The following is a 24,748-nucleotide window of genomic DNA, read 5'->3' as shown; positions in this document are numbered from 1 at the left end:
GGAGCATTTTCGGCTTGAAACGCGTCGAGTTCCAAACCATACGCTCTGCCGTTTCGCGGAAAAAGCGCGGTTTTTCCGCTTGGTTTGGGTCGGGCGGCGCTGTGCCGCCGTCTCGCGGCCTGCCTCTTTCAAAGGCAAAACGCTCCCGTGAGACGCTGCGGACCGGCAAGATAAAAAAGGGCGGGAAAGCCTTCCCGCCCTGAGGGGCGACCCCGCCCGGGGCGGGGTCGCTTGCAGTCGCAATTCGCTTACTTCGCGAAGTGCTTCTTGTCCAGGTGTTCGTACTTGGGCAGGAAGCGGGTGGGCAGAGCCAGAGCGTCGCGGCGGAAGGGCGGGGCCAGACGGGTACCGTCGGTCATGATTTCGATCACGGCAGGACGACGGTTCTTCTTGGCGGCCTCGAGGGCTTCGGCCAGATCCTTCTGGGTGTTGACGGTGTAGCCGTCGGCGCCCATGGCTTCGGCGATTTTCGCGTAGGACTTGGACCAGATGTCCGCGCCCACGAAGCGGTTGTTGTAGAAGTCCACCTGGTTCTTCTTTTCCGCGCACCAGGCACCGTTGTTGTACACGGTGGCGATGACGGGCAGGTTGAACTGGCAAGCGGTGGGCACTTCGAAGAGGCTCATGCCCCAAGCGCCGTCGCCGGCGATGGAGAGCACGGTGTCTTCGGGGCAGGCCAGCTGGGCACCCAGGGCAGCCTGGTAAGCGAAGCCGGTGTTACCGAAGGTCAGGGTAGCGATGTGGCGTTTCGGATTCTTGAAACGCAGGTAGCTGTTGGCGGTGGAGGAGGTGTTGCCGATGTCGGTGGTGGCAATCACGTTGTTGTCGGTCACGAACTTGCCGACCACTTCCAGGGCCTTGCGGGGATGCATACGGCCTTCGATGGTGGGCTCGTTGGCGATCTCGTCGATTTCCTTGAACCACACTTCCAGTTCGGACTTCACGCGGTTGTACACGGAGGTCAGATCGGCGCAGGGCTTGGTGGCTTCACGCAGCTGCTTCAGCAGTTCCACGGAGGCGTCGCCAGCGTCGGCGCACAGGCCCACGGTGATCGGGTGGGTCTTGGCGATGTGCAGCGGGTTGATGTCGATCTGCACGATCTTGGCGGTCTTCGGGAAGTAGTTGATGCCGTCCTGGGGCAGGGTGCCGAAGTAGGACAGGCGGGTACCGATGGCCAGGATGACGTCGGCGTCCTGCATGATGCGCATGGCGGCATGGGAACCCATGTAGCCGATGGGGCCCGTCCACAGCGGATGATCGCAGGGGAAGGCGTCGTTGTGCAGGTAGGTGCAGGCAACCGGGGCGCCGAGGTGTTCGGCCAGGGCTTTCACGGTTTCCACGCAGTCGGCGTCAACCACGCCGCGGCCGGCCACGATCACGGGCTTCTTGGCGGCCTTCAGCACTTCCACAGCGTGCTTGAACTGTTCCGGGTTGCCGATGCCGCCGGGGGCGACGCGGTACTGGCTGGGCTTCAGGATTTCTTCATCCAGTTCGCCGTAGAAGTAGTCGCGCGGGATGTCCACGAGCACCGGGCCACGCAGGGCGTAGGCGCTACGGAAAGCGGTGCGCAGCACGTCGGCGGCGCGCTTGGGATGAGGCACGCGCAGGGAAGCCTTGGTCACGGGTTTGAACAGGTTCCACGTGTCGCATTCCTGGAAGCCGTCCCAACCGATGGAAGCGGAACCGGCGCTGGGGGAGATGATGACCATCGGGGTGTGAGCCATGTTGGCAGTGGCCACGGCGGTCACGTAGTTGGTGATACCAGGGCCGTTCTGGCCGATCACCACACCGGCTTTGCCGGTCAGACGGCAGAAAGCGTCTTCCATGTGGCCAGCGGTCTGCTCATGACGCACGGAGATGAAGTCGATGCCGGCGGCGGGGAACAGGTCCAGCAGGTCCATGTAAGCGGAACCGAGGATACCGCTGACGTGTTTGACGCCTTCTTCCACCAGGACTTCGGCCATCGCCTCACTGGGAGTCATCTTAGGCATAATTAAACTCCTTATGCACACTGTTTATTGTGAACACAACCACGCTTGCAGGGGCAAGCCCGCCGCGTGCGTGGAACCCGAACTCTTCGGTTGTCCCTGACCGGCACAAGGCGTACCGGTCGTGCTCCCACCGGGTGGGAGCTTGGATGACTCTTCATACGACGGAAGCGCGGAACATGTCAACCATCGGGCGAAAAAATGGCTCCAGCTTCTCGTAATTCCACATAAAATTTTTTTTCACAGATTTTTCCCGCGCCTCACGGCAACAGGGCGCTCCGCCATCCTGCCGGAAAGATTGAGCTTCCGTCACGATCCCTGTCGCTCGCCCACACGCTCGAGCAGGGAGGTCAGACACGCGCGCGTATCGGCAAAACCGCGACGCACGGCAGCGTAATCATCAAAGACCTTCGCTCTTCCCCCGGCATAGACGGCCAGCGACGCCGCAAACGCCTCCACATCCAGGGGGTCGTGGGTGATCATGAGGAGGGGGATGCCCACCTCCCGCACACGCTCCGCCAGCTCGCCGCGCAGCCGTTCGCGCAACAGCGGATCCAGCGCGGAAAACGGCTCGTCCAGCAGCAGCAGACGCGGCCGCGAGAACAGGGCGCGGGCCAGTGCCACGCGCTGCCGCTGCCCGCCTGAGATCTCCCCCGGCTTGCGCTCCGCCAGATGGGCAAGGCCGAGCCGCTCCAGCATCTGCAGGGCCTCGTCCCGCAGCTCAGGGTCCGGCCGCCACACGCGCCCGCCGCTGCGGGCGTAGGCCACATTGGCCAGGACGGACAAATGCGGGAACAGGGCATATTCCTGAAACATGTAGCCCAGCCGACGGTCCCGCGCGGGCAGCCAAATACCTTGTGAAGAATCGAACAAAACATCGTCCTGCAAGACGATGCGACCGCCGTCCGGGCGTACCAGACCGGCCAGACATTGCAGGGTCAGGGACTTCCCCGACCCGGAAGCCCCGAAAAGGACGACCGGCCCCCGCCGCAGGGACACGGCATAGTCCACATCAAGACAAAACGCGCTGCCGCCGCCCGCCAGCTCAAGGAAGAGACGCAGCTCTAACATGCCGTCCGCCGCTGGGGGAGCAAGCCCTCACGCTCCGCGCCTCGCGCCTCCCCTCGCGAAAGGATGCCCTCCCGCCGTCGCTGCGGTGACAACGAGCGCGCAGCTCCCTTGCCTCGCCGCAGTCGCACGAGCAACTCCGCTCCGGCCAGCAACCCCATGCACAGTCCCGACGTGACGAGCACCAGCAGGGTGGCCCTGGCGTCATTACCGGCCTGGAAGGCATCATAGATGGCCAGCGCCAGCGTCTGCGTCCTGCCGGGGATATTGCCCGCGAGCATGAGCGTTGCCCCAAATTCGCCCATGCCGCGGGCAAAGGCCAGCATGATGCCCGCAAAGATGCCGCGCCAGGCCAGCGGCAGCGAGATGCTCAGGAAGATGCGCCATTCCCCCGCCCCCAGCGTGCGGGCGGCATCTTCCAGTCGGCTGTCCACCTGTTCCAGCGCGGCCCGCGCCGATTTGTAGATCAGGGGAAAGACCACCACCGTGGCCGCCACCACCGCCCCCTGCCAGGAAAAGATCAGACTTATGCCCGCTTCGGCCAGCCACTGCCCCAGCACGCCGCGCCGCCCCAGCAACAATATAAGGTAATAGCCCACGACCGTGGGCGGCAGCACCAGCGGCAGGGCACAGAACGCATCCAGCACGGCGGGCAATGCGCCGCGCCGCCGGGAAAGCTTCCACGCCAGCAGCAGCGCCCCGAGAGACGAAAAGACCGTCGCCAGGGCCGCGACCCGCAACGACAACAGCAGGGGATCCAGAAGAGGGAATTCGTTCATGCCGTATCCATGACGCACGCACGGGGTGGCACCCCGGAGTCAGGGATGCCGCCCCGCGTGATCCGCCATCAGGCGGGGATGCGGAAGAGCCTAGGGGCGGGAAAAGCCGTAGCGGGCCAGGACCTCTCCCCCTTCCGCGGAGAGCAGGAAGTCCACAAAGGCCTTGCCCTGCGCGGCGTTCTTGCCGGTGGTCGCCACAGCCACAGGGTAGAGCACGGGCTTGTGACCTTCGGCCACGAACGCCACGTCCACCTTGTCGGCCATTTGCCGGGCGTCTGTCGCGTAGACGAATCCGGCATCCACCTCGCCGCGCGCCACATAGTCCAGCACCTGACGCACGCTGTTGCCCATGATGAGCCGGGGAGCGACCGCCTCCCACAGCCCGGCCTGAGTCAGGGATTCCCGGGCATAGCGGCCGGCGGGAACGGAGTCGGGATTCCCCACCGCTATGCTCCGGCATCCCGAAAGTGCGGACATGCCCACCGGCTTCGCGCTCCCCTTGGGCACGATGAGCACCAGCTTGTTGCAGACGAAATCACGCCGGGTCGCCGGGTCGATCAGCCCCGCTTTCTCGGCCTTGTCCATGGTCTCCTGATCCGCGGAGGCAAAGACGTCCACCGGAGCGCCTTCCTGCATCTGCTTGAGCAGCGGATTGGAAGCGGCGTAATTGGTGTGGACCGTCAGCCCGGGATGCTTTTTTTCATACAGGGCCTTGAGCTCGCCAAAGGCATTGGTCAGGCTCGCCGCGCCCGAGACCACCATTTCCTCAGCCTGTGCCGCCGTACCGCCCACCATCAGCCAGAGGCCGAACAGCCAGGCGGCCAGACGCGCTTTCCCCGTCAACAGCGAACCGCTTCCGCGCATCGCAACGCTCCTTGAGTTGAAAATGTCGCTGTCCCGCAGCGTAGGGCTACCTTGCCCGGCGTGCGCCGCTTTGGCAAACCTCTCACGATCTGACGAAAAACCGTGACAACGCACATTCTTGCATCATCCTGAATTTTCATGCTAACAGTTTTTCTTATGAAAAATTCCCCCCGTGATCGTGAACGTCTGGAAGATCTCTGGCGCTCGTTGAGCCTTCAGGACAGGGAGTGGCTGCGCCGCCGCCTGCTGCCCGCTGAGGACGAACACACCGACGCGGCCAGCCCCGCGCTGTCCGCTGCGGAGTGCCGCGCGGCGGAACAGTGGTTCGAGGAACGCTGCGCCGGGGCGCGCACCGTCCGCGACCGCCAGGCCCGGCTGCGTCGCTGGCTCCTCTTCCTGTTGCTGCGTTACGGCGGCCTGCGGCTGGTGGAAGCGCTCTCCCTGCGGCCCGACGACTGGGACTGGCCCCGGAGCTGTTTATGGATACGGGGACGCCCGGACCGCCTCGTCCCCCTCCCCCTGCCCCTTGCCCGCACGCTGCGCGACAGACTGGAGGACCCCGCCTTCCTGGCCGCGCTGGCTTCCCTGTCCTGCGACAGCAGCCTTATCCGCCGTACCCTCGCCCAGTGCGGCCGCGCCTGCGGCTTCCCTTCCGGCCTGCTCTCCGCCCGCGGCCTGCGCCGGAACCGCGCGCGGGAACTGCGACGGCACGGCCTGTCTCCGGCGCTCGTGGACGCCTTTCTGGGCCGCGGCCGACACGAGAGCGCCGCGCCCGCGCCGGGCATGACGGCCCTTTTGCGCCAGCGTATCCAGGGCGACGACAATGTCCCGCGCAGCAGCGCCCGCAATACCTTCTCCGGCAGGGTGCTGCGCTGCGCGCCCTGCGGACTGGCCTGCCGCGTGGAACTGCTCACCCCCGGCGGCCTGCTGCTGACGGCCATCATCACCGAAACGAGCCGCCTCCAGCTCGAAATCCACGAGGGCTGCCGCCTTGCGGCCCATGTCAAGGCGCCGCAAGTCCACCTTGCCGGGGACGGCTGCCCGCCGCCGCCCGATGCCACGCATTTTCGCGGCGAGGTGGAACAGATGCGCAGCGACGAACGCTGGCGGGAGATCCTCCTGCGCCTGGCCGACGGCACCCGCGTCTGCATCCTGCAGGAGGACAATCGTCAGCCCCCCCTCTCCCCCGGCATGGAGGCGCAGGTCTGGTTCAGCGCGCTGTCGGTCATCCTGTCGGCGGCATAGAGCGATTTGCCATCGAAAACGGCAAAACGCGAGGCGACGGCACAGGTCGTCCGGCCCTGACCGGTCAGGCGGAGGGGAGCCGTCCGGCGGCCCGCGTATCCGCTTGCCAGCCGGGCAAATTCAGGCTAGAGAAACGGGCGCAACCCTGCCGCGCGGCACACGTGCCGCCGTCAGGCCATCCCTCCCCCAAGGAACCATCATGAGCGAGCACGCCACCGAGAATCGTCCCCGCAAAAGCCTGCGGGAGTCCGTTTGCGAGATTGACCGCGACATCCTGCGCCTGCTCATGCGCCGCCATAACCTGCTGCGGCGCATGTATACCGCCAAGGGGCATCTGGACCCCGCGGAAGAAAAATTCCTGCGCGAAGCCTGGGAAGCCGCGGCCTCGCGCGTCAGCCGGGACCCCCGCCTGAGCAGCCGCCTTTTCACGCTCATGCAGGAAGTGGAATTCCTTCCCCGTCCCGAGGATGAGCCTGCCGACAAGCGCCCGGCCTTCAATCTTGCGCCGTCCACGGCTCCCGTCGCCCTCGCCATGCGCGCGCCGCTGGCCTGCCGCGACACCCGCGCCTGGCTCTATCTGGCGGCGGCGGCCGGTCGTCCCCTGCGGCTCGAGCCCTGCCTGATGAACGATCCCATCGTGGATTGCGTCAAGATGCTCAACCAGCTCGGCGCCGCGCTCACCCGCGAGAACGACGGCGTGAGCGCCATGTCCGCCGCGCCGCTGGCCGCGCCTGACAAGGTGGTGCATGTGGGATGCAGCGCCTGGAATTTCTATCTGGTTCTGGGGCATTATCTGGGGCGTCCCTCGCGCGCCAAGTTCGTGGGCGACCCCGACCTGCGTTTCGCGGACTTTTCCGTGGCCCGCCGCTTCGTGGGCCAGATGGGTGCCCGCCTGATCCAGGCCGTGCCCAAATCCGACGGCCTGCCCGTCCGCCTCGAATGCTCCGGCGTGCTGCCGGACATGGTGCGCCTGCCCGCCGATGCGCCGGTGGAACTGGCGGAAGGCATCCTGCTGGCCGCCCCCTTCTACGCGCAGCCCCTGCGGCTGGATCTTGCCGCCATGCCCGCGCGGACGGTCATCTATGCCCGGACCCTGCCCATCCTGGAACAGGCCGGGGCCGACGTCCTCCGCGACGGGGACCGCATCAGCGTGTCGCCGGGCCTGGCCGCGCTGCCTGAGAAGCCCAGCCTGCCCATGGAGGCGGAGCTTGCCCTGCTCCTTCTGGCATTGGCCCCGTCGCTGGGCGGGAGCGTGCGTCTGGAAGGCGTCTGGCCGCAAACGCCCGCCGCGCAGGCCGGTTGGGAGCTGCTGCGCCGTCTCGGCTGCACTCCCCGCAGCGAAAAGGGAGACACGCCTGTCATCGAGTTGACGCAGTCAGCCCCGCTGACCATCGCGTCCGACGGCTTCGATCTGCCCGAACAGTTCCCCGTCGACTGGCTGCCGCTCCCGCTGGCCCTGCTGGCGCAGACCGCCTTGCGGCAAGGGAGCGCGCCCCTGCCGCCCGCCCTGCGTGAAGGCCTTACGGACGAATTCCGCAGCGATATGACGAGTTTCTGCTCGGCGCTCCATCTCTGCGTGGAGGATGGCGTGCTCCGTCCGCTGCGCGAAGATGAGGCCGGTGCCGCCGCGGGGCGCGGCTGGAACGCGCCGACCCCCGTCTGGGCGCTGGCGCTGGCGCTGGCGGCCTGTGCCCGGGACAAGCGGGCTGTCCGACTCGGCAACCCCGGCATCATCACCACGCTGTACCCGGCCTTCTGGACGCTCTACAACGGTCTGCCCGCGCCGAAAATGGAACGGGAGCCCGCCCCTGCCGCCCCTGTGCAGCGGCAGCGCCGCCGCATCATCACGAGCGCCTTGGCCGATATCCCCGACTTGCCGGACGACGAGTACTGATGCGCGAAAGCGCCGGATCGACGATCCGTCTCTGATGGCCCCTGCTTTTGGGAACCACTCGCCTTGCGGGTGGTTCCCGCTTTTTGTGCGGCACCGCCGCGCCGGGAGGACGCAAAAAAGCGGCAGCGCCCTGCCGGGGCGTCCGCCGCTTCTTCCACATCCCAAATGATCGAGCAGATCAGGACATTTTCCGATCGAAACGCTTCGCGTTTCCAGCCATACGGCTGTCGTTTCGCGGAAAAACGCGTTTTTCCGCCTGGTTTGGGCCGGGCGCGGCGCTGTCGCCGTCACCGCGCCTCATACCTTTTTCAATGGCAAAACACGCTATTGGCCTTCGACCAGCACCTCCACCGTGCGCACGCTCAACGGCTGCCCGCCGCCGAAAGGCATGGCGGAGATGACATACGAATAACGACGTTCCACCCCGGCCGGCGGGCAAGGACCGGAGTACAGTTTGGTCAGGCCGCCCTCAGCGATCTTGCCGGAACCGTCGTTGCTCCAGGTGCCGCCGCCAAGCAGCCGTTCCACAGGCTCCATCTCCACGAGGCGCACATCAAAATAGGATGTCCCGCGCGGCACGTTGGCCACCTGTATGGCGGGGGAGAGCCGTGAGCAGCGATGTACCGGATGGAAATCCACATCCACGCTCATGCCCTGCGGCGCGGTCTCGGGGATGTCCTGCTTACCGCCGCACCCCGCAAGCCCGCCCATGAGCAGAAGAGCGCCGGCAACCAGCCCCCATCGGCCTATCGAAAATTTCCGCATGACGTCCTCCCTCATAGGAATTGCAAAACATCTCATTTCCACGGTATAACCAATCCCCCACTGATTGACAACTTGTTTAGGAGTTCCACCATGTCCATCCTTGCCGATAGTGTTGCGGGGTATCTTGAACACGCCTCCTGGATCCGCCGCATGTTCGAGGCCGGCGGTCAGCTCAAGGCCAAATACGGCGCCGACAACGTCTATGATTTCAGCCTCGGCAATCCCGATCTGCCCGCGCCGCCCGCCGTGGAAAAGGGGCTGCGGGCCTTTGCCGAACATGCCGGCGAACCCTTTGCCTTCGGCTATATGGCCAATGCCGGTTTCCCCTGGGCCCGGCAGCGTCTGGCCGAGCATCTCTCGCGGGAACAGGGCTGTACGCTCGACGGCGACCATGTGCTGCTGAGCTGCGGGGCCGCCGGCGGGCTCAATGCCTTCTTGCGGGCCGTCATCAATCCCGGCGAGGAGATGCTGACCTTTGCCCCCTATTTCGTGGAGTACGGCTTCTATGTGGCCAATCATGGCGGCAGCCTGCGTGCCGTGAAGAGCCAGCCCGACACCTTCGCGCCGGACATGGACGCTCTCGAGGCCGCCATCAGCGAAAAGACCCGCGTCCTGCTCATCAATTCGCCCCACAATCCCACGGGCGTCGTCTACTCCCGCAGTCAGATCGAGGCCATCACCAGCCTGCTTGAGCGCAAAAGCCGCCAGTTCGGCAAACCCATCTGGCTCATAGCGGACGAACCCTACCGTTTCCTGGCCTATGACGGCGTGGAGGTGCCCTCCGTCCTGCCGCTGTATCCCCATGCCGTGGTCATCAGCTCTTTCTCCAAGAGCCTCTCCCTGCCCGGCGAGCGCATAGGCTATGTGGCCGTCTCCCCGCTGCTGCGGGAGCACGCCACGCTCATGGCCGCGCTCACGCTCACCAACCGCATCCTCGGCTTCGTCAATCCGCCCGTGGTGGGGCAGCATATCATGGCCGCCGCGCTGGGCAGCCAGGTGGATCTTTCCGTCTACGCCGCGCGCCGCAAGGCCATGAACGAAGTGCTCGACGCCGCCGGGTACAGCTACCAGATGCCCGCCGGGGCCTTCTACTTCTTCCCCAAGGCGCCGGGAGGCGACGACGTGGCCTTCGTGAACCGCCTGCTGGAAGAACGGGTGCTCGCCGTGCCGGGCAGCGGTTTCGGCTATCCCGGACACTTCCGCCTGGCCTTCTGCGTGGATGAAAAGGTCATCCGCCGTGCCGCCGACGGCTTCGCCGCGGCGCGGGCCGCCTTTTAGGAGGACGTATGCGCGTTTTCCCGCGAGCGCCCCTTTTCCTCACCCTGTTGCTCACGCTGGTCTGCCTTATGCCTCTGGAAGCTCTTGCCCACAAGGAAGTCAGCAGCGCCGAGGCCAGGGAGCTCATCGCCTCCCCCCCCGACGGACTGATCATCCTCGATATCCGTACCCCGGACGAATACCGCGCGGGACATATCGCCAACGCGCGCAATCTGGACTTCTTCAGCCCGCGCTTTGAGTTCGATCTGGCCGAGCTGCCCAAGGATACGCCCATCCTGCTGTATTGCCGTTCCGGCAACCGCTCCTCACAGGCGCTGGAATACTTCGAGGAGGCCGGCCTCGGCCCGCTGTACCATCTCACGAAGGGCTTCAAGCAGTGGCAGCAGGAAGGGATGCCGGTCACCGAGCCGGAGCAGGCCCCATAACGGGCACGTATCTTGCATGACATAACGTACCGGAAGGAAAAATTTTCCTTCCGGCGTTCTTCTGACGCGGCGGCCTGATGCCGCCATTGGTCACGAGGACGGCAAAAGGAAGGAGTTGCCTGTGAATTCTGCTCTCTATATAGGCGCTACCGGCATGAAGGCCCTGAGCACGGGCATGCAGGTGGTCAGCAACAATATCGCCAATACCAGCACCATTGGCTACAAGCAGCAAAGCATCCTGTTTTCCGACATCATGTACACCACGCAGGCCGGGATGGGCGGCTGGTGGGACAATCAGGAAGACTCCAAGGTGGCGCTGGGGCAGATGGGTCATGGCGTGCAGGTGGACACCATCCGTACCATCTTCACCCAGGGGAATTTTGAGACGTCCAATACGGTGACGGACCTTGCCCTCAACGGCAAGGGATACTTCCAGGTGACGGATGACGACACCGGCAATGTCTACTACACCCGCGCCGGGGACTTCATCACCGACAACGAAGGCTTCCTGCGCAACCCGCAGGGCTATTCCGTCAGCGGCTACCGCTATGACGATCAGGGCAATCTTTCCAACGCGGTGGAACCCATCGAGATCAGCTCGTTCGACGTGCTTACCGCCAAGGCCACCAGCCAGGTCGAATGGCAGTTCAACCTCGGTTTCGATACGGACAATGCCGTCAGTGCGGAAAATCCCTATTTTGCCCTGCAGCAGACCTATAATGCCACGACCACCCCGCCCATCGGGGATACGGAAGCCAGCTACCAGATGCCCATCACCCTGTATGACGCCGAGGGCAATCCGGTGGAAGTGACCGCCTATTTCGACCGCGCGCCTTCCGACGCCAATGAGCCCATCGTCGAATTCGTGCTGGCCAGCTCCACGGTCGTGGAACAGATGAAGGAAGCCATCGAGGACGCCAACCGCGAAGATCCCGAGAATCCGCAGACCCTGCCCGAAGGGGCCGGCCTGCTCATGAGCGGGACCCTGCATTTCAACAGCGACGGCACGCTCAAGAGCATGTCCGCCTTCACCCCCACGCAGGACGGCAACAAGGACCTCACCACCTGGACCCCGGCAAATCTTGCCGGTGGCGTGCCGCAGTTCACGCTCAACGGCCAGTCCGTGGGCGTCAACTTCGGCATCACCTCCGGAGGATGGGAGAATGCGCCGGCCACCGCCGCCGAAGTGGGCGCCAATGACGCCCTGCTGCCCGGCATGGGCGAAAACGCCGAGATCAGCAATCGCGCCACCACGGCCTTCGCGGGCAATTCCTATCAGTCCCGCGCCTCGCAGGACGGTTACACCTCGGGCCGCCTGACCTCCTACGACATCACCACCGAAGGCGATATCGTGGGCTACTATTCCAACGGCCAGAACATCAAGCTCTGGGAGATCCCCGTCTGCCGCTTCACTGCCGAGGACAACCTCTACCGTGAGGGCAACAATCTCTTCACCGCCACGGAAGAGTGCGGCCAGATGGAGATGGGCCGCGCCGGTACCGAAAACTACGCAACCATCCATGCCTACAACATCGAAGGCTCCAACGTGGACCTCTCCACGGAGATGGTCAACATGATCATCACCCAGCGCGGCTTCCAGTCCAACAGCAAGGCCGTCACCACCGCCGACGCCATGCTGCAGAAGGCTATGGAGATCAAGCGCTCGTAAGCCGCCCGGCAATATCCTTGCAGGCGCCTTCTCCCCAGCGGAGGAGGCGCTTTTTTTGGGGCCGTAGGCAAAAGGGGCCTCCCGTACGCGCCCCTAGCCCCTCCCCTGGCCCGCGCCGTCCGCCGCTCCATCAGACAGGCCATTGCACCCTGCGGCGGAATGGGGTATACTGCCCTCCTGTCTGCGGAGTGTAGCCATGCAACAAGCCCCCTTCCTTCCCGTCGAGCTCTACGGCGTCATCGGCTGGCCACTGGGCCAGAGCCTGAGCCCGCTCATCCATAATACGGCCTTTGAGGCGCTGGGGCGCGATGCCGTCTACCTGCGCTGGGAGATCGCCCCGGAACGGCTGGCGGCCTTTGTGGACAGCTTCCGTCTGCTGCGTATGCGCGGCTGTTCGGTCACCATCCCGCACAAGGTGGCCATCATGCCGTACCTGGATGCCGTCAGCGCATCGGCGCAGGCTGTGGGCGCGGTCAACACCCTGTACTGGCAGGATGACGCCCTGTGCGGCGAGAATACCGACGTGACCGGTTTCATGGCGCCGCTGCTGGAGCGCGCCCTTCCCAAGGATACGCCCGTGCTGCTGCTGGGCGCGGGCGGAGCGGCCCGTGCGGCCGCCGCCGGGCTCCGTGCGCACGGATTCAGCGACTGTACCGTCTGCACTCCCTCGGACCGGACGCATGTCCCGCTGGCCGAGGCGTTCGACATGCGGGCCATCGCCTGGAAGGATCGCCATGACGCGCCCGCCCGCCTGATCATCAACGCCACCCCGCTGGGCATGTACGGCAAGGCGGAAGGCGAGACGCCCTACGACTTTACGCAGGCCCGCGCTGAGGGACGCACGGGGCTGGCCTACGACATCGTCTATAACCCCCTGCGGACGCGCTTCCTGGCCGAGGCCGAAACGGCGGACTGGCGGACGCTGGGCGGACTGGAGATGTTCCACGGGCAGGCCGATGCGCAATTTTACCTCTGGACGGGACGGCATCTGCCTGCCGCGGCCCGGCAGGCGCTGGAAGCGGCCCTGCATGACGGCCGGGAAAGGAGGTGAACGCCATGCACGATTATCTGATCCTCCACGGCGTCAACCTCAACATGTTCGGTCGCCGCGATCCCGCCCAGTACGGCACGAGCACCCTTGCCGAGATCGACGCCGCGCTGCGGGCACTGGCCGCCGAGCTCGACGTGCGCCTGGACATCTTCCAGACCAACCATGAAGGCCGGATGGTGGAACGCATCCACAAGGCCCTGGATGACGGCACGCGCGGCATCGTCATCAATGCCGGGGCCTGGACGCACTACAGTTATGCCATCATGGACGCGCTGGGCATGTTGTCCATCCCCGTGGTGGAAGTGCACATGTCCAACGTACATGCGCGCGAGGCATTCCGCCACGAATCCGTGCTGGCGCGCGTGAGCGCGGGCAGCATCGCCGGTTTCGGCCCGGACAGCTACCTGCTCGGCCTGCGCGCGGTGCATACGCTGGCAGCCTCCCGGTAAGAGGCCGCGCCACGCAACGACATATTTCCTCGTGAAAAAAATGGCAGAGGCGGGCAGAAGGCTGGATTTTTTCCTGTCCTTGCGTTAGGACATCCTAAATTTGGCTACGCCCCGGTCCTTCAGACTTTAACCCTGTGAGATCCCATGAACGACGCCATTGAACTAAGCCGGATGCGCGATACCGACTTCACGGCGGCAGTGGACGCCCAGAGCGGTCAGAGGATTTCCACCTGTTACCAGTGCGGCAACTGCACTGCCGGTTGCCCCGCAGGCTTCGTCTACGACCTGCAGGTCAATCAGGTCATGCGCGGCGTGCAGCTGGGCCTGAAAAACAAGGTGCTGAATTCCCGTTCCATCTGGATGTGCCTGTCCTGTTCCACCTGCAGTCAGCGCTGCCCCAACAACATCGACGTTGCCGGCGTGATGGAGACCCTGCGGCACATGGCCCGCAAGGAAGGCATTGTGACTGTGCCCAAGGTGGACAAATTCTGGACTTCCTTCCTCGCCACGGTGCGCAAATACGGCCGTACCTACGAGATCGGCACCATGGTGCTCTACATGCTGCGCTCCATGCGTGTGTTCACCGACGTGGACCTTGCCCCCGCCGCACTGGCCAAGGGCAAGCTCGGCCTCAAGCCCCACAAGATGCCTGAAGAGGGCGCCGAAGCCGTGGGCCGCATCTTCAAGCGCTACCAGGAACGCGCCAATCGTCAGGGGGTGCGCGCATGAAAATAGCCTACTATCCCGGCTGTTCGGCGACGGGATCGTCCGCCGACTACGAAAAGTCCACACAGGCCGTCTGCGCCGCGCTGGGTATGCAGATGGAAGAGATCTACGGCTGGAGCTGCTGCGGCTCCACGCCCGCTCACGCTGTGGACACCCAGCTTTCCGGCGCTCTGAGCGCGCGCAACCTCGACCTTGCCGCCCGCCAGAAAGCCGACATGGTGCTGACGCCCTGCCCGAGCTGTCTTTCCAACCTGCGCCATGCGGCCAAGCGTCTGGAGAACCCCGAATTCCGCGCGGGCGTGAACGAGCTGCTCGATGAGCCCCTGTCCGAGAACCTGCCCGAAGCGCTTTCGGTCATGCAGGGCATCGCCCGCGTCTACGACACGGACGCCATCGCCGCGCGCGTGCGCAAGCCGCTGGCCGGTCTGAAACTGGCCGCCTACTACGGCTGCCTCATGAGCCGTCCGCACGAGGTCATGGAGTTCGGTGATCCCGAGAACCCCACCCTCATGGAAAGCCTGCTCACCGCCTGCGGCGCGGAAATGGTGGACTTCCCGCTCAAGACCGAATGCTGCGGCGCGTCCTACGGCATCCCCGAGCGCGCCATGACGGCCCGCCTGACCAGCCGCATCCTCAACCTGGCCACCATGCTGGGCGTGGATGCCGTGGTCGTGGCCTGTCCGCTCTGCCAGATGAACCTCGACCTGCGCCAGCAGCAGGCGGCCAAGGAAGCGGGCGTCGCCTTCAGTATGCCGGTGCTCTACTACACCCAGCTCATGGGCATCGCCTTCGGCCTCGCGCCCAGCGCGCTCGGGCTGGATAAACTCTGCGTCAGCGCCGACAATCTGCTGCGCAAGCTGGATCAGCCTGCTGCCTACAGCAAGGCTCCCGAAGGAGACAAGGCATGAGAATAGGCGTTTTCATCTGCCATTGCGGCAGCAATATCGCCGGCACCGTGGACTGCGCCAAGGTGGCCGAGAATGCGCGGATGTTCCCCGATGTGGTGCTGGCTAAGGACATCATGTACACCTGCGCCGAGCCGGGACAGGCTGCCATCGAGGCGGCCATCCACGAGCACAAACTCGACGGCGTGGTGGTCGCTTCCTGTAGCCCCCGTATCCATGAGCCGACCTTCCGCCGCACGGTGGAACGCGCCGGCCTGAACCGCTACATGTTCGAAATGGCCAACATCCGCGAGCATGTCTCCTGGATCGGCAAGGACAAGGAAGCCAACACCAACAAGGCGACCGAACTCGTCCAGATCGCCGTGGCCAAGCTGCGCAACGACAAGCCCCTCAAGGCCAAGTCCTTCGACGTCAACAAGCGCGTGCTGATCATCGGCGCGGGCGTGGCCGGCATCCAGGCCGCCCTTGACTGCGCCGAAGGCGGCATCCAGGTGGTGCTCGTGGAACGCGAAGCCACCATCGGCGGCAAGATGGCCAAGCTGGACAAGACCTTCCCCACCGTGGACTGCTCTGCCTGTATCCTCGGTCCCAAGATGGTGGACGTGGCCCAGCATCCCAACATCACGCTGTACGCCAAGTCCGAAGTAGAAGACATCTCCGGCTACGTGGGCAATTTCAGCATCAAGATCCGCAAGCGCGCCACCTATGTGGACTGGGACAAGTGCACCGGTTGCGGCGCCTGTACGGAAAAGTGCCCGGCCAAGAAGACGCCGGACACCTTCAACGAACTGGTGGGCCCCACCACGGCCATCAACATCGCCTTCCCGCAGGCCATCCCGAAGAAGGCCGTCATCAATCCCGAACACTGCCGCCAGCTCACCAAGGGCAAATGCGGCGTGTGCGCCAAGGTCTGCCCCACCGGCGCCATCAACTACGAGCAGCAGGATGAGATCATCACCGAGGAAGTGGGCTGCATCGTGGCCGCCACCGGTTACGACCTCATGGACTGGACGGTCTATGAAGAATACGGCGGCGGACGCTACCCCGACGTGGTGACCTCCCTGCAGTACGAGCGCCTGCTCTCGGCCTCCGGCCCCACCGAAGGGCACATCAAGCGTCCTTCCGACGGCAAGGAGCCCAAGAACATCGTGTTCATCCAGTGCGTGGGTTCGCGTGACCGTTCCATCGGCCGTCCCTACTGCTCCGGCTTCTGCTGCATGTACACCGCCAAGCAGGCCATCCTGACCAAGGACCACATCCCGGATTCCAAGTCCTACGTTTTCTACATGGACATCCGCGCCAACGGGAAGATCTACGACGAGTTCACCCGTCGCGCCATGGAAGAATACGGCACGGAATACATCCGCGGCCGTGTCTCCAAGATCTATCCTGACGGCGAAGGCCATCTCATCGTCCGCGGCGTGGATACGCTGCTTGGCGAAGGCGTCGAGATCAAGGCCGACCTCGTGGTGCTGGCCGTGGGCGTGGAAGCCGCCAAGGGTTCGCCCAAGCTGGCCGAAAAGCTGCGTATCTCCTACGACAGCTACGGCTTCTTCCTGGAAAGCCACGTCAAGCTGAAGCCTGTGGAGACCAATACCGCCGGCGTGTATCTGGCGGGCGTCTGCCAGGGCGTCAAGGACATCCCGGCCTCCGTGGCCCAGGGTTCCGCCGCCGCCGCCAAGGTGCTGGGCCTCTTCTCCAAGGACAAGCTGGAGAACGACCCGCAGATCGCCAGCGTGGACATGAAGCGCTGCGTGGACTGCGGCAAGTGCATCCGCTGCTGCCCCTTCGGCGCCATCAAGGAAGTGGAGTTCCGCGGCAAGATGTACGCTCAGGTCATCGAAACCGTCTGCCAGGGCTGCGGTCTCTGCACCTCCACCTGCCCGCAGGGCGCCATCCAGCTCTCCCACGCCACCGACAACCAGATTCTTGCGGAGGTTAACACGCTATGCCAGTGCTGAACGGCAAAGAACTGCGAATTGTGGGTTTTCTCTGCAACTGGTGCTCCTACGGCGGTGCCGACACCGCCGGTACGGCCCGTGCGGGACAGCCCACCGACCTGCGTATCATCCGCGTCCCCTGTTCGGGCCGCATCGATCCGCTTTTCATCGTGAAGGCCCTGCTCAACGGCGCTGACGGCGTGCTGGTCTCCGGCTGCCATCCGCGCGACTGCCACTATGCCGCGGGCAACTTCTATGCCCGCCGCCGCCTGGAAGTGCTGAAGCAGTTCCTGCCCGTGCTCGGCATCGACGACCGTCGCTTCGAGTACACCTGGGTGTCCGCTTCCGAAGGCCAGCGCTGGCAGCATGTGGTGCAGACCTTCACCAAGCGCATCCACGATCTCGGCCCCGCGCCGAAGCTGGAAGATCCGGAACCTCTGCTCAAGGTCGTGGACATGGCCCTGACCTCGCTGCGTCCTCTCGGCACCGGCCAGAAAAACAAGCTGGACGAGCTCAAGGCCGCCATCAAGGCCAAGCTGCCCGAGCTGGAAGTGGTCATCGGCTGGCAGCAGGGTTACGACGCCGCCCGCACCGTGCCGCTCTTCATGCGTACGCCCGAAGACGTGGACAAGCTGGTGTGGGGCCCCTTCAACGTGAACAACCCCGCCGTCTACCTGCCCCAGTACAAGGGCAAGAAGGTGGGCATCGTGGTGAAGGGCTGCGACGCCAAGTCCGTGGTGGAACTGCTGCAGGAAAACCTGATCAACCGCGAGGACGTGACCATCTTCGCCATGCCGTGCGAAGGTACGCTGGACATGGCCCGCGTCAATCAGGAACTGGGCCGTTACACCACCATCGACAAGGTGGAGTATGACGAAGTCGGCGTGACCATCACCGCCGACGGCAAGGAACACCGCTTCTGCATGAACGACTTCGCGCAGGGCAAGTGCTACGGCTGTACCATGCCCACCGCGGTGCTCTCCGATACCCTCATCGGCACGCCCACCGAAGTGAAGCCCGGCCCCTACACCCCGCCGGAACTGGCCCTGCTCGACTCCATGAGCCTGGACGAGCGCCTTGCCTTCTGGCGCGGCCAGATGGAACGCTGCATCCGCTGCTATGCCTGCCGCAACGCCTGCCCCATGTGCGTCTGCCGCGACTACTGCATCGCGGAGAGCCGCGAACCGCACTGGATCTCGCAGGAAGACAGCACCCGTGACAAACTCTTCTTCCAGACGATCCACGCCATGCACCTGGCCGGCCGCTGCACCGGCTGCGGCGAGTGCCAGCGCGCCTGCCCCGTGGGCATCCCGATCCTGGCCCTGCGCCAGCAGATCGCCCGCGCCGTGGGTCAGCTCTTCGACGGCTACAAGTCCGGCGTCGATCCCGAAGCCGTGCCGCCGCTGCTGGGCTACGAAGTGGAAGAAAAGAACATTCATGAGAGGGAGTGGAAATGAGCATCACCCGTTTTGTAAAGCCTGAGGGCCTCCCGGCGTTTCTGGCTCACCTCTCCAAGGACGCCCGCGTGCTGGCCCCTGTGGTGAAGCCCGCCGACAAGCGCTCCGTGGTGTTTGAACCGTGGAAGGAAGGCAAGGAGTTCACGCTGGAAAAGGCCACCGTGCCCGCCAAGGCCGCCGTGCTGCCCCAGTGCGAGACCCTTGTCAGCTACCGCAAGGTCAAGGACAAGGCCAATCCGCAGAACGTCACGCTGGAACTGGACGACACCCCGCAGGCCGAGACCACGGTGGTCTTTGCGGCCCGTCCCTGCGACGCCCGCGGTTACGTCACGCTGGACCGTCCCTATCTGAAGGGCCCCATCGCGGACCCCTACTACAAGGCCCGGCGTGAAAAACTGACCGTCATCACCCTGACCTGCAACAGCGGCTGCAACACCTGCTTCTGCCACTGGGTGGGCGGCGGTCCTTCCTCTCCGGAAGGCTCCGACATCCTGATGACCGAACTCAGCGACGGCTACATCCTCCAGGGCATCACCCCCAAGGGCGACGCCCTGCTGGAAGGCAGCGGTCTTGACGACGGCGCGGATCGCTTCAAGGAGATGGAAGACGTGCGCAAGGCCGCGTGGGCCACGCTGGTCAAGGCCCCCAACCTCAAGGACGCTCCGGCCAAGGTGGCGGCCAAGTTCACCGATGTGGACTTCTGGACCCGCGAGACCGACCGCTGCCTGTCCTGTGGGGCCTGCACCTACTTCTGCCCCACCTGCTACTGCTTCAACATCACCGACGAAGGCGAAGCCACCAGCGAAAAGGGCGGACGCCGTCTGCGGACCTGGGACAACTGCATGTCGCCCCTGTTCACCCGCGAAGCCAGCGGGCACAACACGCGCATGGAAAAGGCCCTGCGTATGCGCAACCGCGTTTCGCACAAGTTCTCCACCTATCCGGAGAACTGGGGGACCTTCTCCTGCAACGGCTGCGGCCGCTGCATCAGCAACTGCCCCGTGAGCCTGGACATTCGCCAGATCGTGCTGGATGCCATCAACGCCGACAAGGCCGCTAAGTAGAGGTAAGACATGGCGACTCAAAGCAAAAAGGAAGGGATGCTGCGCGAGCTGACCCCCCGTCCGCTCCCGCAGGGCAATCCCTACAAGCCCATGGCGGCCACTGTGGTGGAAACCATTCAGGAAACGGGCAACATCAAGACCATTCGCGTCGTGATCGACGATCCTGAGCAGATGGCCAATTTCAAATACGAACCCGGCCAGGTGGGCCAGCTCTCGGTCTTTGGGGCCGGTGAATCCACCTTCGTCATCAATTCGCCGCCGTCCATGAAGGATTACCTCCAGTTCTCCGTCATGCAGGCCGGTGAAGTGACCTCCACCATCCACCGTCTTTCCGCCGGGGACAAGGTGGGCGTGCGCGCTCCCCTTGGCAACTTCTTCCCCTACGAGGACTGGAAGGGCAAAAACATCTTCTTCGTGGGCGGCGGTATCGGTATGGCGCCTATCCGTACCATCATGCTGCACATCCTCGAACGCAAGAAGGATTACGGCAAGGTCAGCCTGCTGTACGGCGCCAAGAGCCCCAGCGACATGGCCTTCAGCTACGAACTGCAGGGCTGGCTGGACAATCCCGATCTGGATTGCCACCTCTGCATCGACAATCCGGCCGAAGGCTGGCAGCACAAGGTGGGCCTCATCCCCAACGTGCTGACCGAGATCGGCCCCAAGCCGGACAACTGCGTGGCCGTGCTCTGCGGCCCGCCGATCATGATCAAGTTCACGCTGCAGGCTCTGGAAAAACTGGGCTTCCAGCATGAAAACATCGTGACCACGCTGGAAAAGCGCATGAAGTGCGGCATCGGCATCTGCGGCCGCTGCAACATCGGCAGCCACTATGTCTGCATCGACGGCCCCGTCTTCACGCTGAAGCAGCTCAACGGTCTGCCGCCGGAACTCTAATCCCGCGGCGCTACGCCTCACACAGGGCGGTGGAGCATGGCTCCACCGCCTTTTTTTATCTGCGCGCTCCTGCCTTTCGCTCCTCCCCCGCGCGCCGAGGGCCTGTTAACACTATTCGTTGCCTGTTTGGGAGGAAGAGTCAACGACACGAGGCACTCTCGTCCCAAAAGCAAGCGGTGCATACAGTCTGTTTGACTTATCTACTGAAATTGTTTGCAAAATTTGTGTTAACAGACCCAAGAGCATTTTCAGTTTGAAACGCTGCGCATTTCAAACCATACGGCCTGTCGCGTCGCGGCAAAAACGCGGCTCTCCTCGTTCAGTTCGGGCGGCGACGCAATGCCACCCCCGTCTTGCCTTTTGCCAGACAATACGCTCTCAGGCTTTGTGATCCGTCCCCCGCGCTATCCGCTTTCCGTTTCCCACGGACCTTGTCGCACACGCTTTTCTCTTCTTTGGAAAATTTTATTGACTTACAGGAAAATTTTCCATAGTAACAAGAAAAAAGAGGTTATTAGGAAAATTTTTCCTCAAAAAGCCCAATTTATGGCGATAATTTGAGGAATAAAGGAAAAAATTTTTTATCCATAAATATGAGGTCGCAATGCAAACCCCGGCAGTGAGCATTTTCAACGATGTGCTGGGCCCCATCATGACCGGGCCGTCCAGCTCGCACACGGCAGGACCGTGGCGGATCGGCTGTTTCATCCATCATCTGATGCCGGACTTTTCCGCTGTCCGTATCCTCTTTCCGCAAAAAGGCTCCTACGCCGGCGTCTACAAGGGGCAAAAATCCGATATCGCGCTGGTGGCGGGGCTGCTCGGCATGGAGGTCACGGACCCGGACTTTCGACATTCCCTCACCCGCCTGCAGGAAAAAGGCATCCCCCTGTCCATCGAGATCGTGGACATGCCCCTTGATCATCCCAATCTGAGCGTCGTTGAACTCACCGATACCGCCACCGGCAGGAAGCTTGCCGTCGGGTCGTGGTCCGTAGGCGGCGGCATGTTCGCCATCCGCTCTCTCAACGGGCACGCCCTGGACTGCGTTGGCGACGCCCATGAGCTTCTCTTCCTTGCTCCCGACGGCGAGGCGGGACGGCTGGACGCGCTGGCCCCGCTGCTGGCGGACATCGACCACATCCTTGCCCGGTCGCGCAGCGACGAACTGCTGCACATCGGCCTGACGCACAGTCCGTCCATGGAGCTGCTGCAACGCCTTGGCACGGCCTGCCGGGAGCAGGGCATCACCTTCATGTATGTACCGGCCATCCTGCCGGTGACGGCCCAGCCGGAAAGCAAGACGCCCTTCAGCACAGCGGAGGGATTGCTGCGTTTTCTGGAGACTTCGCCCATGCCCCTCTGGCAGGCGGCCGTCCGGTATGAGAGCGCCCGCAGCGGCTGGACGGAAGAAGAGGTGCTGGCCTACGCCATGCGCCTTGTGCGCATCATGCGCGATTCCATCACCGCGGGGCTGGGCGAAGGACTGGAGAGCGCAGGCTTCATCACGCCCTGTGCGGCCAAGCTCCATGCCCGCGCGGCGACCATGACGGACATGGGGAACATCGGGCGCGGCATCATCTACGCCACTGCCGTCATGGAGAACAACAGCGCCATGGGCCGGGTCGTGGCCGCCCCTACCGCAGGTTCCTGCGGGGTCATCCCCGGTATCCTTTTCGGTCTTGTGGGACTGGGCGAGACGGACGAACAGGAAGCCGCCAGAGCCCTGCTGTGCGCCGGTCTCATCGGCGTTTTCATCGCCAGTCAGGCCACCTTCGCGGCCGAAGTGGCCGCCTGTCAGGCCGAGATCGGCGCGGCAAGCTGCATGGGAGCCGCCATCGTCTCCCACTATCTGGGCAGCGATCACGTCACGGCCCTCCAGGGGGCCTCGCTGGCTCTGCAAAACATGCTGGGGCTCGTCTGCGACCCTGTGGCGGGCTGCGTGGACATCCCCTGCATCAACCGGAATTCCACTGCCGTGGGCAACGCCTTCATCGCGGCCAATATGGCACATGCCGGCTTCGATGCGGTCATCCCTCTCGATCAGACCATACAGGCCATGTACTCGGTAGGTACCATGCTGCCCCGCGAACTGCGCTGCACAGGGCTCGGCGGGCTCTGCCTCACGGCAAAGGCGCGGGAGATCGAGACGTGCCTTCAGGCAAAACGACAGCAAACCAGATAAAGGAGGTCGCTCCATGTCCACAGTTTCCGTCAGTTACGAAGAAGCGCCCTTTGGCAGGCTCCACTGGAAGGTCTTGCTGGGCGGGGTGTTCGGTCAGTACAGCGATGGCTTCATGCTCGGCTCCATCGGTATCGCCCTGAGCCTGGCCACGACCGAACTGGGTCTTACCCCCTGGATGCTGGGCTTCATCGGCGCGGCCTCCCTGTTCGGCCTCATGTTCGGCAGCCTCTTTGCCGGTCCCATAGTCGACCGCTTCGGTCGACAGGCCATCTATCAGTACACCATGCTGATCTTTGCCGCCGTCTCCATCCTGCAATACTTCGTCAGCAGCGCCGGTCAGCTGCTGGCCCTGCGCCTGCTGCTGGGGCTGGCCATCGGCGCGGATTATGCCGTCGGCGTCACGCTGGTCAGCGAATGGACCCCGCTCAAGCAACGGGCCAGGGCGCTGGGCTTCATGCAGGCCATCTGGGCCGCCGGTTACGTCAGCGCCTACATCACGGGCTATTTCCTGCAGGAAGCCGGTTGGCGCTGGATCCTGCTGAGTTGTGCGGTGCCGTCCTTCATATCGCTCTTCGTGCGCTACGGCACCCCGGAATCCCCCATCTGGCTCATGGGCAAGAATCGGGAAGCGGACGCACTGAAGGTCATCCGCACCCATCTGGGCGAAGGCTACTGCATCCCGCCCCTGCCGCAACAGACCACGCAGCTCGGCTGGAAGGATCTTTTCAGCTCCCGCTGGCGCACCAGAAGTCTCGTCTCCGGCTCCTTCTACGCCTTTCAGGTCATCCCCTACTTTTCGCTCAGCATCTTCCTGCCCATCATCTTCAAGAACTTCGACATGGAAGACCCCTATACCTCGGGCATCGTCTTCAACGTCTTCCTGTTTGCCGGGGTCATGTTCGGCACCTGGATCGTGGACAAGGTCTCTCGCCGTGGCTTCCTGATCTCGACGTTCTACCTCTGCGCGCTGGCGCTGCTGACCATCATTTTCGTGCCGACCACTTCCGCGATGGCCATCACGCTGCTGATCTCCGTGTTCAGCTTCACCATTGCCGCGGCCTCAGTGCTGGAATATGCCTACCCTCCCGAACTCTTCCCCACGGAGATCAGGGGCTGCGGCATCGGCTTCACCATCGCCTGCAGCCGCATCGGCGCGGCGGGAGCGACCTTCCTGCTCCCCACCGTGCTTGACACCTGGGGCACCAATGCCGCCCTGGCCGGTTGCATCGCGGCCCTGGTGGCCGGCGGGGTCATCTGCCAGCTGTTCGCTCCCGAGACCAACAAGAAGTTCCTCAAGCCCCAAGCCTGACACCAGCCGGGGAACGGCACGACGAGCGCGTGTCGTTCCTCTCCTCCTCATGAAAAGCCCCCTGCGGCAACACGCCGCAAGGGGCTTTTCTTTTCGCTGCCGTCCGGCACGGGACCAGCGCGAAGAGGCGGCATATCCGCCTCAGACGTATATCCAGAAAGAAACGCAGCGCCCCGGAGCCGTCTTGCGGTATTTATGGACGGTGTGCGCCTTGATGAAAATGATGTCCCCCGGCGTCATGGCATAGGAATCTTCGCCAATGACGAGGTTCATGGCCCCTTCCACCACGATGCCGAATTCATCGTAGTGATGGCCCCAGGACATCTCCTCCTGAAAGTTGTCCTCGTCGATGATCATGCTGACGATCTTGGCCTTGGGCGACTTGTCGAACAACGTGTTGTACAGCACGCCCGACTCGGTGGAAAAGATGTTCGGCTGTTCGTTATAGCGGGCCAGAATCTTTTCCGCGGCCGGGAAGCGCTCGTCCAGCAGATCGATCATGGATATCTGCAGGGCTTCGCACAGCTTCTGCATATTGGCCAGTGACGGCGTGGAGACGCCATTCTCCAATTTGCTGAGATAGGAGACGGACAGCCCCGTCAGCTTGCCCAGCGCAGCCAGCGTCAACTTCCTTTCCTTTCTGTGCTTCCGCAAACTGCTTCCAAAGTCCATAGCGCGCTTCCTTCACCAGACCCGGCAGGGACGGTTCTTTTCTCTAGACAGTGTCGTCAAATTATATTTGCCCACAAAGATATGCATCTAATTTGAACGGCGGCAAGAAAAGAGGCGC

Annotated in this window: 21 protein-coding genes; 15 read left to right on the top strand and 6 right to left on the bottom strand. The window is 63.8% G+C overall.

Features of this window, described 5'->3' with window-relative positions; all coding sequences use genetic code 11:
* Window positions 1-248: 248 nt before the first annotated feature.
* The 4 genes from xsc to modA all read right to left on the bottom strand — a co-directional run bounded on the left by xsc (window position 249) and on the right by modA (window position 4,630).
* The gene (gene xsc, locus Q0K00_RS04320) at window positions 249-1,991 is read right to left on the bottom strand and encodes a sulfoacetaldehyde acetyltransferase (RefSeq protein ID WP_297227598.1); all 1,743 of its coding nucleotides are present in this window, start codon (window positions 1,989-1,991) and stop codon (window positions 249-251) included.
* A 306-nt stretch (window positions 1,992-2,297) separates the two neighbouring features.
* Window positions 2,298-3,059: an ATP-binding cassette domain-containing protein gene (locus Q0K00_RS04315; protein WP_297227596.1), complete on the bottom strand. Its 762-nt coding sequence runs from the start codon at window positions 3,057-3,059 to the stop codon at window positions 2,298-2,300.
* Complete coding sequence (modB, locus tag Q0K00_RS04310; RefSeq protein ID WP_297227594.1) at window positions 3,053-3,835, bottom strand: molybdate ABC transporter permease subunit; 783 nt, start codon at window positions 3,833-3,835, stop codon at window positions 3,053-3,055. The genes Q0K00_RS04315 and modB overlap by 7 nt, the downstream gene beginning before the upstream one ends.
* Before the next feature lie 90 nt (window positions 3,836-3,925).
* Window positions 3,926-4,630, bottom strand: a complete 705-nt coding sequence (gene modA, locus Q0K00_RS04305; RefSeq protein WP_297227616.1) for a molybdate ABC transporter substrate-binding protein — start codon at window positions 4,628-4,630, stop codon at window positions 3,926-3,928.
* Window positions 4,631-4,855: 225 nt separating this feature from the next.
* On the opposite strand from modA, the gene Q0K00_RS04300 reads away from it, so the two are divergent.
* Window positions 4,856-5,944, top strand: a complete 1,089-nt coding sequence (locus Q0K00_RS04300; RefSeq protein WP_297227592.1) for a TOBE domain-containing protein — start codon at window positions 4,856-4,858, stop codon at window positions 5,942-5,944.
* A gap of 199 nt (window positions 5,945-6,143) precedes the next feature.
* Window positions 6,144-7,838, top strand: a complete 1,695-nt coding sequence (locus Q0K00_RS04295) for a 3-phosphoshikimate 1-carboxyvinyltransferase (RefSeq protein WP_297227591.1) — start codon at window positions 6,144-6,146, stop codon at window positions 7,836-7,838.
* Window positions 7,839-8,162: 324 nt separating this feature from the next.
* Here Q0K00_RS04295 and Q0K00_RS04290 read toward each other — a convergent pair whose 3' ends face one another.
* Complete coding sequence (locus tag Q0K00_RS04290) at window positions 8,163-8,603, bottom strand: MbtF (protein ID WP_297227590.1); 441 nt, start codon at window positions 8,601-8,603, stop codon at window positions 8,163-8,165.
* 90 nt (window positions 8,604-8,693) lie between these two features.
* Between Q0K00_RS04290 and Q0K00_RS04285 the strand changes: the two genes are divergently transcribed.
* The 13 genes from Q0K00_RS04285 (at window position 8,694) to Q0K00_RS04225 (ending at window position 23,958) form a co-directional block, all read left to right on the top strand.
* Window positions 8,694-9,881, top strand: coding sequence for a pyridoxal phosphate-dependent aminotransferase (locus Q0K00_RS04285; protein ID WP_297227589.1), 1,188 nt, complete (start codon window positions 8,694-8,696; stop codon window positions 9,879-9,881).
* 8 nt (window positions 9,882-9,889) lie between these two features.
* On the top strand, window positions 9,890-10,306 hold the full coding sequence (locus Q0K00_RS04280; protein WP_297227588.1) for a rhodanese-like domain-containing protein: 417 nt from the start codon (window positions 9,890-9,892) through the stop codon (window positions 10,304-10,306).
* Between the two features lie 121 nt (window positions 10,307-10,427).
* Window positions 10,428-11,975: a flagellar hook protein FlgE gene (locus Q0K00_RS04275; RefSeq protein ID WP_297227587.1), complete on the top strand. Its 1,548-nt coding sequence runs from the start codon at window positions 10,428-10,430 to the stop codon at window positions 11,973-11,975.
* A gap of 196 nt (window positions 11,976-12,171) precedes the next feature.
* Entirely contained in the window at window positions 12,172-13,026 is an 855-nt protein-coding gene (gene aroE / locus Q0K00_RS04270; protein ID WP_297227586.1) for a shikimate dehydrogenase, read from the top strand.
* Between the two features lie 5 nt (window positions 13,027-13,031).
* Window positions 13,032-13,475 carry a type II 3-dehydroquinate dehydratase gene (aroQ, locus tag Q0K00_RS04265; RefSeq protein ID WP_297227585.1) on the top strand — a complete coding sequence of 148 codons (444 nt, stop codon included), beginning with the start codon at window positions 13,032-13,034 and terminating at the stop codon, window positions 13,473-13,475.
* Window positions 13,476-13,619: 144 nt separating this feature from the next.
* The gene (locus tag Q0K00_RS04260; protein ID WP_297227584.1) at window positions 13,620-14,204 is read left to right on the top strand and encodes a 4Fe-4S dicluster domain-containing protein; all 585 of its coding nucleotides are present in this window, start codon (window positions 13,620-13,622) and stop codon (window positions 14,202-14,204) included.
* A complete protein-coding gene (locus Q0K00_RS04255; RefSeq protein ID WP_297227582.1) occupies window positions 14,201-15,109 on the top strand; it encodes a CoB--CoM heterodisulfide reductase iron-sulfur subunit B family protein in 909 nt (302 codons plus the stop codon). Before Q0K00_RS04260 ends, Q0K00_RS04255 begins: the two co-directional genes overlap by 4 nt.
* Window positions 15,106-17,067, top strand: a complete 1,962-nt coding sequence (locus tag Q0K00_RS04250; protein WP_297227580.1) for a CoB--CoM heterodisulfide reductase iron-sulfur subunit A family protein — start codon at window positions 15,106-15,108, stop codon at window positions 17,065-17,067. Before Q0K00_RS04255 ends, Q0K00_RS04250 begins: the two co-directional genes overlap by 4 nt.
* Window positions 17,055-18,503: a hydrogenase iron-sulfur subunit gene (locus tag Q0K00_RS04245; protein ID WP_297227579.1), complete on the top strand. Its 1,449-nt coding sequence runs from the start codon at window positions 17,055-17,057 to the stop codon at window positions 18,501-18,503. Before Q0K00_RS04250 ends, Q0K00_RS04245 begins: the two co-directional genes overlap by 13 nt.
* Window positions 18,500-19,567, top strand: coding sequence for a 4Fe-4S dicluster domain-containing protein (locus tag Q0K00_RS04240; protein ID WP_297227578.1), 1,068 nt, complete (start codon window positions 18,500-18,502; stop codon window positions 19,565-19,567). The genes Q0K00_RS04245 and Q0K00_RS04240 overlap by 4 nt, the downstream gene beginning before the upstream one ends.
* 36 nt (window positions 19,568-19,603) lie before the next feature.
* A complete protein-coding gene (locus Q0K00_RS04235) occupies window positions 19,604-20,464 on the top strand; it encodes an FAD/NAD(P)-binding protein (protein WP_297227615.1) in 861 nt (286 codons plus the stop codon).
* 604 nt (window positions 20,465-21,068) lie between these two features.
* A complete protein-coding gene (locus tag Q0K00_RS04230) occupies window positions 21,069-22,649 on the top strand; it encodes an L-serine ammonia-lyase, iron-sulfur-dependent, subunit alpha (protein ID WP_297227577.1) in 1,581 nt (526 codons plus the stop codon).
* Between the two features lie 13 nt (window positions 22,650-22,662).
* Window positions 22,663-23,958, top strand: a complete 1,296-nt coding sequence (locus Q0K00_RS04225) for an MFS transporter (RefSeq protein ID WP_297227576.1) — start codon at window positions 22,663-22,665, stop codon at window positions 23,956-23,958.
* A gap of 141 nt (window positions 23,959-24,099) precedes the next feature.
* Here Q0K00_RS04225 and Q0K00_RS04220 read toward each other — a convergent pair whose 3' ends face one another.
* Window positions 24,100-24,630 carry a helix-turn-helix domain-containing protein gene (locus Q0K00_RS04220; RefSeq protein ID WP_297227575.1) on the bottom strand — a complete coding sequence of 177 codons (531 nt, stop codon included), beginning with the start codon at window positions 24,628-24,630 and terminating at the stop codon, window positions 24,100-24,102.
* Window positions 24,631-24,748: the final 118 nt, after the last annotated feature.

The organism is uncultured Desulfovibrio sp., assembly GCF_944327235.1.
GTDB lineage: Bacteria > Desulfobacterota > Desulfovibrionia > Desulfovibrionales > Desulfovibrionaceae > Desulfovibrio.
Note: the sequence above shows the minus strand (reverse complement) of the source record. Positions and strands in the feature narration are given on the sequence as shown.